Here is a 13,961-nt window from a genome sequence, read left to right as displayed (position 1 = left end):
TTTTTATGCCCCACCATTTCACTTACGCCCTCCCCCCAAACAGGCAAACAGTAAGGCGCGCTCCCGGTAATTATAGAAATATTGCCGATTTCCGCCGCTACCCAGTAACGCATACCCAATTTGGGAGATGAGCTGTACCTGGCTCTATGGTCCTCTAGCGACTTTAGACATTCGGTACAAAAATCGGAGATACCATGAAATCAGCTCATTGGGGGCCGCTCGCCCTAGCCTTTACACTCACCGCCTGTGGTGGCGGTGGCTCCTCGTCTGGCGGAAGCAATAGTTCCGAGCCGGAGGTTCAGCGAGGCATTTTTACCGATAGCGCCGTTGCCGGCATCCGCTATCAAACCGCGCCCAGCGGCCAATCAGGCAGCACGACTGAGCTGGGTGAGTACGAATTTGTCGAGGGCGATAGCGTCACCTTCAGTATTGGTGGAATCACACTGCCTGAGGTTCCCGCCAGCGGCCGAGTCACTCCAGCCGACATGGACGGCGGCACGCCCAACCAGGTCACCAATATTCTACGCTTGCTGCAGTCGCTGGACGATGACGGCAATGCGGACAATGGCATTACCATTGACGGCGAGATTCACGGCCTTCTTGCCGATGCACAGCTCAATCTCGGCTTGCCGCAACCAGAGTTTGAAACGCAATTCGACACCGAAATTGCGACCCCCACCGGCAAAAGCTTAGTCAGCGCGGACAAGGCCGAAGCCCATTTTGGCCGCTCACAACAGGCCGACCTGCGCGGCAGCTGGTTATTTGTCGAGCCGGCGGGCGAGAGCAGTAACGGTAAAGGGCCAAATGGCGAAGAAGTCAGCGTACTGACTTTCCTGAGCGGAAATCGCTACATTGTCAGCCACAAATACGGTAACGATGATCAGGGTACCGCCACCGCAGAGTGGGGCTACTACGAGTGGAACCCTGCCGATGGCGTAATCATGTTCAGCGCCCAGGCACAGTCCAACACCGATGGCGGTTTCTGTGAAACGCTGGGCGAAGGCTGCGGCCAGGAAACGGTTCGCTTAGTTAACGATGAGCTACATTTTGGTAGCGAGGCCGATGCCGCCGCAGCATTTAAAAGCGTCAAAAGCAGCAGCAATGCTTTTGTAGGTAGCTGGCTGATTGAAGATCAGGCTGACGAATTCCACGTTCTTACGGTACTTGAGGATGGCAGCTACAACGTAGCCCACAGCTATCGCGACGAGGGTGACGCCTCCCTCCCCGCTGACGCACCTACCTCAGAATGGGGAAATTACAGCATTGATGGCAAACAGTTCAGCGTGACTGACATCGTTTCAGAAACCGACGGAGACGGCGGCTTATCCGACGGTGACGATGTATGCACCACCACCAAATGGGGAGATTTCAACTGCGAAAGCGACGCCGAGGATGCATTCAGCTTCATGCGCGTGGGCCGCTTCACGGTAAAATTGCGAGTAGAAGATGACAACGGCAGCGCCATCTATAGAAAAACCGCTACCGTTGAACGCAGCGCAGAGCGCCTGTTTGTCGAGAACCAGAGCAAAGCCTTTACATACGCCTTCCCCGATGAAGCCGATAAAATTTCGGTCAGGCTCTACGAAAACGGCTCAGGCAGAGTGGATTTTGGCCCCGATGAGTCAAGCACGATCGAACACAGCTGGAAGGTCAATGCGGCGGGCAGCCTCGATTACTATGAAACCATGGACGACGACTCAACAGGCTATTGGCTCTTTGCACCCATCAAAGACAGCCGCGGACGTGACATGGCGCTGATTAGCTTTTCGCATAAGGACGGCACCACGTCCCATGAAAGTGCCTTTTTTATCAGCGAGCTGGTCGGAGAGGTCGTCGCAAAATAAGCTCAACCTCCTGCGGGCATAAACTGCCCGCAGACACCCATTGCAACAGGCACTATCGCAATAGCGCCGCTAAAATACTGCTCACCAACTCTCCCTGCCGGGTGCAGGCCGTCTTCTGAAAAACCTGCTTTAACTGGTAACGCACAGTGCTTATCTTGCGCCCCAAGTGGTCGGCAATAGCCTGCAAATCCATGCCCGCTACCAAGTGCTCGCACACCTGGGACTCCGCCACCGTAAGTTCAAAATAGCCGGCAATTTGTTCGGCATTTGGTAACTGCCGGTGACCGGGCTCATAAATGGTAAGCAGCGCTCCGCCCGCCAACAACTCGCTGCTCTCTATCGGCCGCAAAACAAATATCAGCGGTTGGCGGCCGGCACGTTTTAAGAATAAGGTCTCGGTGTAATGCCCCTCGCGACCAATACTGGCGCGCACAACCTGTGTCGAGGCGAGAAAAAACGCGGACTGCAGCGCCGTCTCTGAAAAACTCAGGCGCTCATCGCGTATCGCCAGACTGCGCTCGCGACCAAGCAATGCTCGCGCGGCCTTATTGGAGTGCAACACCGTGGAATAGCTGTCCAGCACTAACGTCGCATCGGGCAATACATCGATGATCGCAGCCAGGGATGACGACGCGTCGCTACGCGATGCTAACTGCCGATTGAGGCCCACAGCCTGACGAATATAAGGAGCAAGTCGGTTCAGAGCGCCAATTTCATGCGGCTGAAATGCACCCTGTTCCACAGTTCTTTGAATTGTCAGCAGCACACATTCATCCGCCGAGCTTTCAACAACCAGCCAAGCGGCATCGAGCATGCCCTGCTCTTCTTCCCAGCGCACAGAGCCCTCATCGGGGTTGGTCTCTTCGACATAGGTAAGCGCGGTCTGAAAAGCGCCTGGCGCCTGACGAATTGCCGTATTGATGACGATATCCACGGCAATCATGTCGCTGCCTATGTACCACTGCAACAACTCCTCAGAAAGACCGTAGTACCAAACATTCTCCACCCGCAGAGGGGTGCGGCGGATCACCAATAGCTCAGCGGCTTCACCACCAATAGACAGCGTCAACGTCTCGAGAAAGTGATGAAAACCCGCCGGATCAATCAGGGCACCGTAAAGGTGCTGAATCAACGCTGGCTCGTTGCTTAATGGTAGTGATTGCATCCCAAGTACTTACGTAATGCCTGCTATAGCGTCCCGTCATCAGACCTGCCAGCTCATCCATGACGCTTGGGTCGATACCATATTGAACAGTTGCTGCCCCCACTCATCCACCGTGGGCAACGGCAACATGCCGCCGGATTATAGGCATGTGCCACTATGCTTGTCGCTGGCTTAGCGAGCCAACCGTATGAAAGTGGGATTTTTCACCGCGAAAAGCCCCACTTACCAGAGTGCTCGCCATTAAGCGGCAACTTGAGCTTTGCTTTAATACACCACCGCCGGATTGGGTTTCGGCGGCTCCCCTAAAGCCTCCCGGTAGGAGGGGCGGACGTTGCCCTCGTCGGTTACGCCAAGTTCCCGCGCCAACTCTGCCCCGATCACGGTGTGGCCACTCAAGGTCTCTGCTTGGTTGCTGGTGGCCAAGGCATAGAGAATGTGACCGGTAAACTCCGGGCTCTCGGCAGTTTTGCTGAAGGCTTCGTATTGCGCTGGGTTAACCTTGCTGGCAACAGCGGCGCGCTCAGTTTTGAGCGGCCCCATCCACACCGACAGGGTATTCACTCCCGAACCCCGCAAGTCTACGGCCATATCGTGGGCAAACTTATCCAGCCCGGCTTTCTGCGCGCCATAGGCGGGGCCGTGCATATAACAGGAGGCACCAAATGATGAGCCAAAAGCGATAAGCCCGCGCCCCTGCTCCACCATCATCTGCGCTGCATGCCAGCTGGCAATATAGGCCGAGCGCAATCCTACGTTGAGTATCTCGCAGGCCGAGATGTCTTTTTGCCAAAAGGGTTTCTGCTCAATGAGCTGCGGGTGCATATAGGTCGCGTTATTGACCAGTAGGTCAAGCTGCCCTTGCTCACGGCGAATTTGTTCAAACACCGCGGCCACGCGCTCGTCGTCACTGTGATCGCATAACACGGCAATACCCTTGCCACCCGCAGCCGTTACCGCAGCAGCAGTTTCCGCAACGGTGCCGGGCAATACCGAGCCATCCCAGGCTTTGGCATCGCCGGGCTCAACGGTGCGACCGGTAACATAAACCGTCATACCGTGAGCACCCAGCGCACGAGCGATGCCCGCGCCAGCGCCGCGACTCGCCCCTGTGACCAGCGCTACTTTTATCTCACTCACTTCAGGCCTCCTCATACTCTGTTAGTCGTTTCGCCGAGAAAATTCGGTGCCTTACCCGCCAACCCTGTGCGGTTTTCACCAGCCAGTCGTAATAAGAGCCGAAGTGCATACAGTAGCCATTGCGACTTTTATCCTCGCGCGGCACCGGAGCAATAATGCGAAAAAATAGCCGCGCGCCATCACCATCTTCCCGGGCATGGATGTTGCACATCAAATGGGCGAGCGGATGCTGCCCCTCCTCCGCCATATAACGCTTTATCTCTGCAACCCCTCGCAGGGTCACCAGGCCGCGCACTTCAAAAACCGCGTCTTCGGTGAAGATGGAATCCATTTGCGCCCAATCCCGGTCGTCCACTGCGTCGCCGTACCGACCTGGCAGCTCATGTAGCGCCAGTCGGTCAGCCAGGCTTAGCTCATGTTTGCCTGTAGTCACCGTATTTCCCCACTCCCAGCTTATGCAACAGGCAATATAGCCATGCTGCAAGCGACACACATCGCCCAATAGCATCACAATTGACAACATTTCCATTCAAGACTGGCATCACCCCTTCTAGAGGGTAAAATTGCGCCACCTGCACCCAGCAGCAGACGACACAAATAACCCACTGGAGCATTTTATGCCGCTAATCACTTTTATCTCTCACAACGGCGAGGCCCGCGAAGTCGAGGCCGAGAGCGGTCACAGCCTGATGCAAGCCGCACTCGACGGCGGTATCGATGACATTCTGGCCGAGTGCGGCGGCTCGTGCAGCTGCGCAACCTGCCACTGTTACATTGACGAACCCTGGCGCAGCAAACTGCCCGCAGCCGATGATATGGAACAAGGCATTCTCGACGGCGTACTCGAGCCCGAAGACGGCAGCCGCTTAAGCTGCCAAATTGAAGTGCGCGACGACCTAGAAGGAATGGAAGTACGCCTCCCCGCCTCGCAATACTAAGCGTCTTGCTGACTGCCGCGATCGGCGTTACTGTGAAACGTAACAGCCGCCGACGCGGCCTTTAGTGGTATAGGCAAGTCCCTGGAATGAAGCACCCGGCAAAAACAATAATACTGAGCGCCACATTGCTCTTGAGCAGCGCCTGCAGCACACAGCCCACGCAACTCGAGCAATTTATCGCTGCCCCGGATAGCGATGCGGTTGCACAACTGCTGCACCAGGAGGCGCTGTTCAACCGGCAACCCGCGCCCCTCAACATCCCGGACCAACACATTCTCGCGGTGACCGCAGAGATGCGTTACTTCGTCAACGAGCATGTACCGCCGGTACTCACCCCGCGCGCCAGACTGCGCTATTTAGTCGATGCCATGGTGCGGCCCCGGCAATTGGGCATTCGCTACCAACCGGGTATTACCCAAAGTGCCGCGGACACCTTTGAAGACCCACAAGGCGACTGCTTGTCGCTGAGTTTATTGTTTATAGCGCTGGCGCGAGAAGCAAAGCTAGATGTCTATTTTAATGAAGTCAGCGTGCCGCCTAGCTGGGAAATGCTGAGCAACAGCAGTTCAGCGATTTATAAACACATCAATGCCGTTGTCGACCTCGGCAATGGCCAACGCGAAGTCATCGACTTCAGCGTAGATATTTACGACTATCGCTATCCGCAAAAACGAGTCAGCGACGATATCGCCGCCGCGCAGTATTACAGCAACCTGGGCGTTGGCGCACTGAACAGAAAAAATTACGGCGACGCCTATCTCTACCTGCGCCGGGCGCTGTACCTCGGCCCTGACGAAGCCTATATTTGGGGTAACTTAGGCGTTCTATTCCGCCGAGAAGGGCATAACGACGAAGCCGAGCTTGCCTTTCTAAAGGCGCTGAGTCTGGACCCAGAGGAGTCCGCATCACTCTCCAACTTGGCCCGGCTGTACCGCAGCAGTGGCCGCAAAGATCGCGCTAAGCAACTTGAGCAAGTCATTGAATCTCGACAGCGCGACAACCCTTTCTGGCACTACAGCCGCTCCCGCGCAGCCTTTGAAAGAGGCGACTATCCCCAAGCCTTGAATTCCATCAAACGCGCCATTCGACTGGACAAAAACGAGTATCGTTTTTATCAGTTTGCGGCCGTTATTTTTCGCAGCCAGGGCAATACCGACAAGTACCACGAATACGGCCTAAAGGCTGCTCACGCCAAACTCAAGCAGGGCAAATAGTCGGGCATCGGCGATGTCGCGTATTAATACCGTATAGCAATTCCGGGCATAAAAAAGGCGCCTCAGGGGCGCCTTAGTAAGGTTACTGACTTTATTTAGAATTCATATTCAATGCTAGCGCTAAAGGTCGTACCCACTTCCTCGCGGAACGTGGTCTTACCGTCGCGCTCGATTTCCAGCTCTTCATCCAGAATATTTTTCACCTTCACCTTCACAATAACGGACTGGTTCGGGTAGAAAGAATAGGTGGCATCCAATGAGTGGAAAGGCTGCTCAAAAGCGTCGGGCTCACCATTGCGGCCGGCAAAGTAAAGGCGCTCGCCGAACACATTGTAAGACAGTGTTGCCGCGTGCATTTCGTCTGCCGAGTCAAACCCGAGAATCAAGTTCGCCGCATAGTCTGAGGCACCAACCAGGTCGCGCTTAGCGTTGGTGGGCGCATCGGCATTGCTGCCAGCAACCAGCTCGGTATCCAGCAGAGTCAAGTTACCCTGAAGGAAGAAGGGGATAAGCGCATCGGAAAAGTCACCGAGGCTCTTCATAAACTCCACTTCTGCACCCATAATCGTCGCGCTTTCGGCATTGACGATTTCAACAGCGGTGTTGGTGTCACCCGCCGCAGCCTGGAACAGCTCAATCGGGTCACTAATGTCCTTGTAGAACAACGATGCGGTGAAGCTGTCGCTGTTGCTGAAGAACCACTCTGCACGCAGGTCGTAGTTTTTAAACTGCGCCGGGCGAACATCGGGGTTACCGAACACCAGCGCGCCAGTCACTGGGTCCACGTAGCTGGAGTCAGCAATCTCACGCAGGTCCGGGCGAACCGTCGTTTCACTGTAGCCAAAGCGCAGCTGAAAGTCCTCGGCCCAGAAGCCGGGCAGCATGTACGTTGCCGCGAGCGAAGCGAAGGTATCGTCGTCGGTGAAGACGGCATTTTCGAGCTCGTCGATGATCGCCTGCTGACCACCGGACTCATTGCTCACGACAGGAATACCATCAAAGTCGAGCGGATCCCAGGTCAAACCCACTTGCTGATAGTCTTCGTAGCGCAAACCAGCAACAACGCGCCAGGTATCCTGCCAGGTAACGTCGAGCTTACCGTAGTAGGCATCAACGCGGTTGGCGGCAATGTAACTTTCGGAGTTACTGCCAGCCACCTGGATTTGATAGCCATTGTTGGGGTCGAGAATATTCGCGTCACTGTAGACGCGATCCAGTGGGCCGCTGCGCACTGCATCCGATGCGTCCACTGAGCCCAGGCCGAACTGGGTCTGGCGATAGGTACGCGCCTTTTCCCAATACTCGTTACCACCGCTCAGCTCAACTTTCCAATCCATGCTGGAGAACGGCATTTTCACTTCCCAACCGTAACTCTCAACTTCATCCTGGAGATCGGTAAAACGGTAGTCGGCAGCCGTCGCGTTTGCGGCAACGGTGGTGCTGCCATTCGGGCCTTCTACATGACGTGTCTGCACCGCAACTTCGTTGGGGATCTCAGTTGTCGATTCACTGTCGGAGTAGAACCAGTTAAAGCTCAAGCCTTCGGCAAAGGCCAACTGATCCCAGCCCAACTGCTCGCGGCTCAACTCACCGAAAGTATGTTCACCGCGAATTTGATTCACCACCAGCTCGCGCTGTTCAAAACGAATTCTGAACTGACGGTCCGAGATGTCCCCGCCCACAGGCTGATCGTTGTCATAACTATCGGTGACTGAGGTTTTGTCGTCGGTGTTACGAAGATAAAGGCTGGTTGTTTCCAGCGAGTGATCTTCGTTCAAGCGCAAACCAAAATTCAGGTTGGCAGCAATCGATGTGTTCTGCGTTGTCTCGTTTTTGAACTCGGCTTCGTCCTCGTCGGATACCGAACGCACTTCCGACGACTTATTGCGCCAGCTGCGGTCATAGGACAGCCCAGCCAACACACCAAACTCAATCTCTTCGGCATCGCCAAGATAGAAACGGTTACCGGCGTTAACTTCAGCAGAGAAGTTATCGTCGTCATCAGTTTCGTAAATATCGATATTGCGATACAGGTTCAACGCCAACTCACGGTTGAGCTGTTCAGCATCGGCCAGTGTTGCATTGGGGTTTGACTGGCGCATATCGGCGAGAATATCGTTGCGATCAAGGCTACCGCCGTATTGACGCAGCGCTTGCTTGAGCTTGTAAGAAAGCGCCCGCGTGCCATCGTCGTTGCCATAAATATCGTCACTGCCGCCTTTGTAGGTCAGCAGCCGGCCGTCAGAGGCGCTGTTGTAGTCCGTTCCAATCTCAAGGCTAAACACCAGATCACTGGGAATGCCTTTGGTGCGGATGTCCACATTACCACCACCAAAAGCGGCCGGCATATCAGAAGAATGCACCTTCTGAACCGCCAGACTCTCCACGATGGACGTTGGGAAAATATCCAGCGGGATAACACTGCGCGTCAGGTCTGGAGAGGGAACCACTGCACCGTTTAACAAGGTGCTTGAGTAACGCTCACCCAAACCGCGGACAAAAACAAACTTGTCATCAATTAAGGTAACACCGGGCACGCGGCGCAGCGCGGCAGCAACGGTTGAATCACCGATACGACCAATCGCCTCAGCCCCGAGAAAATCCACCGCGACTTCTTGCTCCAGCCGCTCAATCACCAGGTTTTCGGCGGTGCTCTTCAGGCGACCAACAACAACCACTTCTTCCAATGGCTTGTTAAAACTGAGGTCGCTGTCGGCCTCTTGCGCCACCGCCGAGACGGCGAGGCTAAGAGCGCTCAGGCTAAATGCCGGCAGCAACCCTTTTTTAATCATCTGCTTTTTCATCAGTAAAGACCTACTCGTATTTGACCTGTCTTCAACAGAAAGGGCGCCGTAAGGCGCCCTCTGTTTTACGGCTCTGGCGTTAGACTCTGCGTTCGCTTATTCGAACCACAGGCCTTGGCCGCGGTTAGCGGGGTCCAAGCCGTAGGCCCAACCCGCAGTCCAGTCATCGTCTTCGGTGACTGCGCCGATGAAGGCACGACCATCAGCGGGTGTTACTGTTGGGGCAGCACCGTTCACTTTCATGTCGGCCAGTGGCAGCGAGTAGAAGCCTTTCAGGATTTCCAGATTGGCATTCGCATCTGCAGTGGGATCTTCACCCGCTTCCAGCGACTGGTAAGTGTCGTTGCTGGCCTGCAAGAACTGCAGCTGCGTGGTGCCATTGGGCAGATCGCCGCCATCCGTCAGGTCCTGACAAGCAATTATGCTGCTCTCAATTTTCAGATCGCCATCTTGAGCCGCTTGCAGGCCTTCGTTGTCAATGCGCACACAGTAGTTGTAGTCGTCATCCGCCAGCTTCACATCACCTTTGTAAGCGGTGGTGATCAAGGCATTTTGGATAGTTGGGAAATGCGCTTCACGAATACGCATGCCCTGACCGGGATCATGAGTACCAGTACCGTTTGGCTGACCACTCACCTCTGTCGCGGATACGATACAAGTCAGGTTCTTGATGGTTGCCTGTGAGTTCAAGCCGCGCGCGATGAAGTCATCAATGGTTGCCTGGTCTTTGCTTGAGTAGCTGCCAATACCGTCAGACTCGACACAGCGGTTGCCATCGTTCTCAGACTGAATAACCAGTGCGTAGTCGATCGTGCCGCGGTAGCCTTCATCGATATCGATAGAGTCGTCACGCACGTACATGCCGATGTAGTGACCCACGTTTACCGCACCACCGAAGAACTCGATGCCGTCGTCGTAAGTTGAGTAGGCTTGCAGGTAATCAACCGTGGTGCCCGATCCAACAGCGTTGAAAGAAATACCGTTCAGCTCGTTGTCTTCCTCAACTTCGAAACCGGTGTGCTTAACAATGAAGTATTCCAGCGTACCCGAGCTATCTTCGTTGTTGTCACCGCCGTAATGCGTTTGGCCAGCACCCGCTTTACCTTCTGCAGCAACGTGACAGTCACTGGTCGCCAAGTTGTTGTTCGCAAAAGAGCCGGTGTAAGAACACTTATTGGTGACACCGAAGCCGTTAATGATCAAACCGCCCCACTGTTGCACGTCCTCAGCGCCAACGGAATCTTCCACAGCATCTGACACTGACGTGATAGTGATGGGCGCGTTCATCTCGCCTTCTGCAATGATTTGTGAACCGCGGTTAATCACCATGTAATCGTCGCTAGACTGGAAGGCCAACGTAGTGCCAGCTTCGATCTGAATGCTTGCACCGTCACCACCCTTGGTGATGCCTGCTGCATTCAAGTCTGCATCGTTATCGTAGTTTTTACCCACTACCAGGCTATCGCGGAAGATGTGCACACCGCCGTTGCTCAGCTTGGCAAATACAACCGGGTTGCCGGCAGGCGTTTCGATCGGGTTGGTCAGGCTCACAAAGTCAGGACCGTAGATGCAGTTCACACCGTCCAGGCTGCCTTGCTGGGTTACGCCGTTATCGCTATAAGACGCACAGGCATTGGAAGGCGTACCACCACCATTCCCGGTGCTGTTGTCTACAGAGTTGTTTTGGGCGTTGATATTAATATCACCGCCGCCACCACAGCCTACCAGCGCCATCGCTGAGGCCATTGCTGTCATTGCGAAAAGCTTTTTCATGGGAACTTATCTCCGGAACCTTTTAAATAGGGCATAGCTTGTTGTCGTTGAGGCGTATGTTAGGCAGGCAAAGTGACAACTCAGTGAATAAACTATGACGAAAATGTTTCAGCCGGTGTTTTTTGCTTATTTTTTAGACAAAGCCGCCATAAGAAGCTAATTTGTATTTGAATAACAAGGCCTTAGAGAACAACGCAGGGGCTCAGCGAGCCCCTGCCTGGTAAAAAACAGGGAGTAATGCCACCTGCAAGTCATAAAAATGTCATAAAACAGAAATACACTTGTCGCCGGTTTGTAACATAAGTGCCACTTCTTTCATTTTGGGTGCCTAAACAATGAAAACGATCTCTTCTTTAGCATGCAGCGCATCAATTGCAGCCTGCCTTGCAACCAGCCACGCCTTCGCCGATAACCAGCAGGACTCCGCCCTGCTGAAGCTTCTACAAGAAAAAGGCATTATCAGTGCCGAGGAAGCGCAATCACTGCAGGCCGAACAAGCGCGACGCGCACAACAGCAAGCGACCGTCAGCATGGGCAGCAAAGGCCTGAAGATTGAAAGTGCGGACAAGCAAGCCAGCATACAAATTGGCGGTCGCCTGCACGCCGACTACGCCACACACGACCACGAAGCGTTCGCCAACCAGGAAGATGCAATTGACGGCACACAAATCCGCCGCGCTCGTCTCTACGCTAAAGGCAAACTGAACGGTCGCTGGAAGTACGTATTGGAAAGTGACTTCGCGGGCAACAAGGTCAGCGTTAAAGACGCCAACCTGAGTTACAAACTGACCTCTGCCCCGATCACATTGACTGTCGGTAACCAAAAGCATGCGGTCAGCATGGAAGTAGAAGAAAGCTCTAACGACATAATGTTCACCGAGCGCTCACTGGTTGCTGCACTCACCACGCCCTACTTTGACCGCGCCATTGGCATCACAGCAGCCAGCGGTGGCAGCAACTGGCACGCTAAAGCCGGTTTGTTCGGCGACGGCATTTCTAATAATGATGCCGATGAAGGCCACGGTTTCGGCGCGCGCGCCAGCTTCGCCCCGGTTCTGAATGACAATACCGTTGTCCACGTGGGTGCATCTTATGGCCTGCGCAAAACCAGCGACGACGGTTTGGCGAATGGCAAGAGCCCCTCGTTCTCATATAAAACCACTAACTTCTCTGACCTTAAGCCCGTTAACGCCAGCGTTGCCGACATGGACAAGGTCGAGATAGGCGTTTTCGAATTTGCCGCCATGCACGGTGCGTGGTCGGTACAAAGTGAGATTGCAGCGAACAATGTTAGCCGTGACAGTGGCGACGACCTGAGCTTTTCCGCGCACTACGTGCAACTCGGCTACAGTATCTTTGGTGGTCAACGCCGCTACAAAGCGTCTGAAGGCGAATTTAAGTACTTCAATGTGAACACGCCATTCAATGCCAGCACCGGCGATTGGGGCGCATTGGAAGTCGCTGCACGCTTTGATCAAATTGATCTGGAAGATGACAATATCAGTGGCGGCGAAGCCAAGCGCTTTACCCTGGGTTTGAACTGGTATCTGAGCCGCAACATGCGCGTGCTGTTTGATTACAGCCGCAGCTACGACCTGGACGGCGGCGCGATCCAGAACGATAAAGGCGAGGTTGCTGACAACATCGACAGCTTTGCTATCCGCACACAGTGGGCGTTCTAAGCTAACGACCCCGGAAACAAAAAAGGCCATGCAGCAATGCATGGCCTTTTTTTATCACTCGATCTTGGCAGCAAAGCCTGAGATCGCCGCCGCTTACTTAGGCGAAGGGGTGGCGCAGTACGATAGTTTCAACGCGGTCTGGGCCGGTGGACACGATATCGATGGGCACATTCAACAACGCCTCAATGCGCTTGATATAGGCGCGGGCATTGTCGGGCAGCTCATCCAGCGACTTGGCACCCACTGTCGACTCAGACCAACCTGGCAGTTCTTCATACACTGGCGTGATTTGATCGTAGTCTTCACAATCAAATGGCGCAGAAATCGACTCGCCCGCAGCGTTGCGATAGTCCACACATACCTTCACAGTATCCAGGCCGTCGAGCACATCCAGCTTCGTCAGGCACAAGCCGGTTACACTATTGATACGCACTGATTGACGCAGGGCGACCGCATCAAACCAACCACAGCGGCGGGCACGACCGGTGGTTGCACCAAATTCATGCCCCTGCTTGGCCAGGTGCTCGCCCACATTGTCAGACAACTCCGTCGGGAACGGACCACTGCCCACACGCGTGGTATAGGCCTTGGTGATACCCAGCACGTAATCCAAGTACAGCGGACCAAAACCACTACCGGTCGCCGTGCCACCCGCGGTGGTATTGGACGAGGTGACAAAGGGGTAGGTGCCGTGGTCAATATCCAGCAATGATCCCTGAGCACCTTCAAACAAGATGTTGGCGCCCTCTTCGCGGTAGGCGTGCAAGGCACTGGTAACATCGACAACCATCGGGCGAAGCTGCTCAGCCATTTGCAGGGCTTCACCCAGGGTTTTTTGGTAATCAACCGCCTCTGCCTTGTAGTACTGCGTCAGAGTAAAGTTGTGATACTCCATCACTTCTTTCAGCTTTTCGGCAAAGCGCTCGGCATTAAATACATCACCCAGACGCAAGCCTCGGCGCGCCACTTTATCTTCGTAAGCCGGGCCGATACCGCGGCCGGTCGTGCCAATCTTGGCAGCGCCACGTGCTATCTCGCGGGCATTATCCAAAGCGATGTGATAAGGGAGAATCAGCGGGCAAGCGGGGCTTAAGCGCAGGCGCTCGCGAACTGGTACACCACGCTCTTCGAGCTCGGCCATTTCTTTGAGCAGGGCTTCTGGCGACAGCACCACACCGTTGCCAATCAGGCAGGTGACGCCTTCGCGCAAGATACCTGATGGAATCAAGTGAAGAACGGTTTTCTCACCGTCAATAACCAGAGTATGGCCGGCGTTATGGCCACCCTGAAACCGGGCGACCGCGTTGGCCTGATCCGTCAGCAGATCGACGATCTTGCCTTTGCCTTCATCACCCCACTGGGTGCCCAATACCACTACATTCTTACTCATATCCGCATCTCTGG

Annotated in this window: 10 protein-coding genes; 4 read left to right on the top strand and 6 right to left on the bottom strand. The window is 54.7% G+C overall.

Annotation, left to right across the window (positions count from 1 at the left end; genetic code table 11):
- The first annotated feature begins 194 nt into the window (after nt 1–194).
- Nucleotides 195–1,844 carry a hypothetical protein gene (locus AC2Q8J_RS12670; protein ID WP_486451454.1) on the top strand — a complete coding sequence of 550 codons (1,650 nt, stop codon included), beginning with the start codon at nt 195–197 and terminating at the stop codon, nt 1,842–1,844.
- Between the two features lie 52 nt (nt 1,845–1,896).
- Here AC2Q8J_RS12670 and AC2Q8J_RS12665 read toward each other — a convergent pair whose 3' ends face one another.
- From AC2Q8J_RS12665 to AC2Q8J_RS12655, 3 genes are all read right to left on the bottom strand, one after another.
- Nucleotides 1,897–3,009, bottom strand: coding sequence for a helix-turn-helix transcriptional regulator (locus AC2Q8J_RS12665; protein WP_486451453.1), 1,113 nt, complete (start codon nt 3,007–3,009; stop codon nt 1,897–1,899).
- A gap of 264 nt (nt 3,010–3,273) precedes the next feature.
- Nucleotides 3,274–4,146 carry an SDR family NAD(P)-dependent oxidoreductase gene (locus AC2Q8J_RS12660; protein WP_486451452.1) on the bottom strand — a complete coding sequence of 291 codons (873 nt, stop codon included), beginning with the start codon at nt 4,144–4,146 and terminating at the stop codon, nt 3,274–3,276.
- Nucleotide 4,147: 1 nt separating this feature from the next.
- Nucleotides 4,148–4,675: a nuclear transport factor 2 family protein gene (locus AC2Q8J_RS12655; protein WP_486451451.1), complete on the bottom strand. Its 528-nt coding sequence runs from the start codon at nt 4,673–4,675 to the stop codon at nt 4,148–4,150.
- An 88-nt stretch (nt 4,676–4,763) separates the two neighbouring features.
- On the opposite strand from AC2Q8J_RS12655, the gene AC2Q8J_RS12650 reads away from it, so the two are divergent.
- Nucleotides 4,764–5,084: a 2Fe-2S iron-sulfur cluster-binding protein gene (locus AC2Q8J_RS12650; RefSeq protein WP_486451450.1), complete on the top strand. Its 321-nt coding sequence runs from the start codon at nt 4,764–4,766 to the stop codon at nt 5,082–5,084.
- Between the two features lie 86 nt (nt 5,085–5,170).
- Nucleotides 5,171–6,298: a tetratricopeptide repeat protein gene (locus AC2Q8J_RS12645; protein WP_486451449.1), complete on the top strand. Its 1,128-nt coding sequence runs from the start codon at nt 5,171–5,173 to the stop codon at nt 6,296–6,298.
- A 95-nt stretch (nt 6,299–6,393) separates the two neighbouring features.
- Here the strand turns inward: AC2Q8J_RS12645 and AC2Q8J_RS12640 are convergent, their stop codons facing one another.
- Nucleotides 6,394–9,102 (bottom strand): TonB-dependent receptor domain-containing protein, encoded by a 2,709-nt coding sequence (locus AC2Q8J_RS12640; RefSeq protein WP_204996188.1) that lies wholly within the window; start codon nt 9,100–9,102, stop codon nt 6,394–6,396.
- A 96-nt stretch (nt 9,103–9,198) separates the two neighbouring features.
- Nucleotides 9,199–10,875, bottom strand: a complete 1,677-nt coding sequence (locus AC2Q8J_RS12635; RefSeq protein WP_486451448.1) for a serine/threonine protein kinase — start codon at nt 10,873–10,875, stop codon at nt 9,199–9,201.
- Between the two features lie 335 nt (nt 10,876–11,210).
- Between AC2Q8J_RS12635 and AC2Q8J_RS12630 the strand changes: the two genes are divergently transcribed.
- Entirely contained in the window at nt 11,211–12,557 is a 1,347-nt protein-coding gene (locus AC2Q8J_RS12630) for an OprO/OprP family phosphate-selective porin (RefSeq protein WP_286693960.1), read from the top strand.
- Between the two features lie 97 nt (nt 12,558–12,654).
- On the opposite strand, the gene AC2Q8J_RS12625 is transcribed toward AC2Q8J_RS12630, so the two are convergent.
- The gene (locus AC2Q8J_RS12625; protein WP_486451447.1) at nt 12,655–13,947 is read right to left on the bottom strand and encodes an adenylosuccinate synthase; all 1,293 of its coding nucleotides are present in this window, start codon (nt 13,945–13,947) and stop codon (nt 12,655–12,657) included.
- Nucleotides 13,948–13,961 lie beyond the last annotated feature (14 nt).

Source organism: Spongiibacter sp. C9W (genome assembly GCF_057370015.1).
This window is presented reverse-complemented; position numbering and strand designations above follow the sequence as displayed.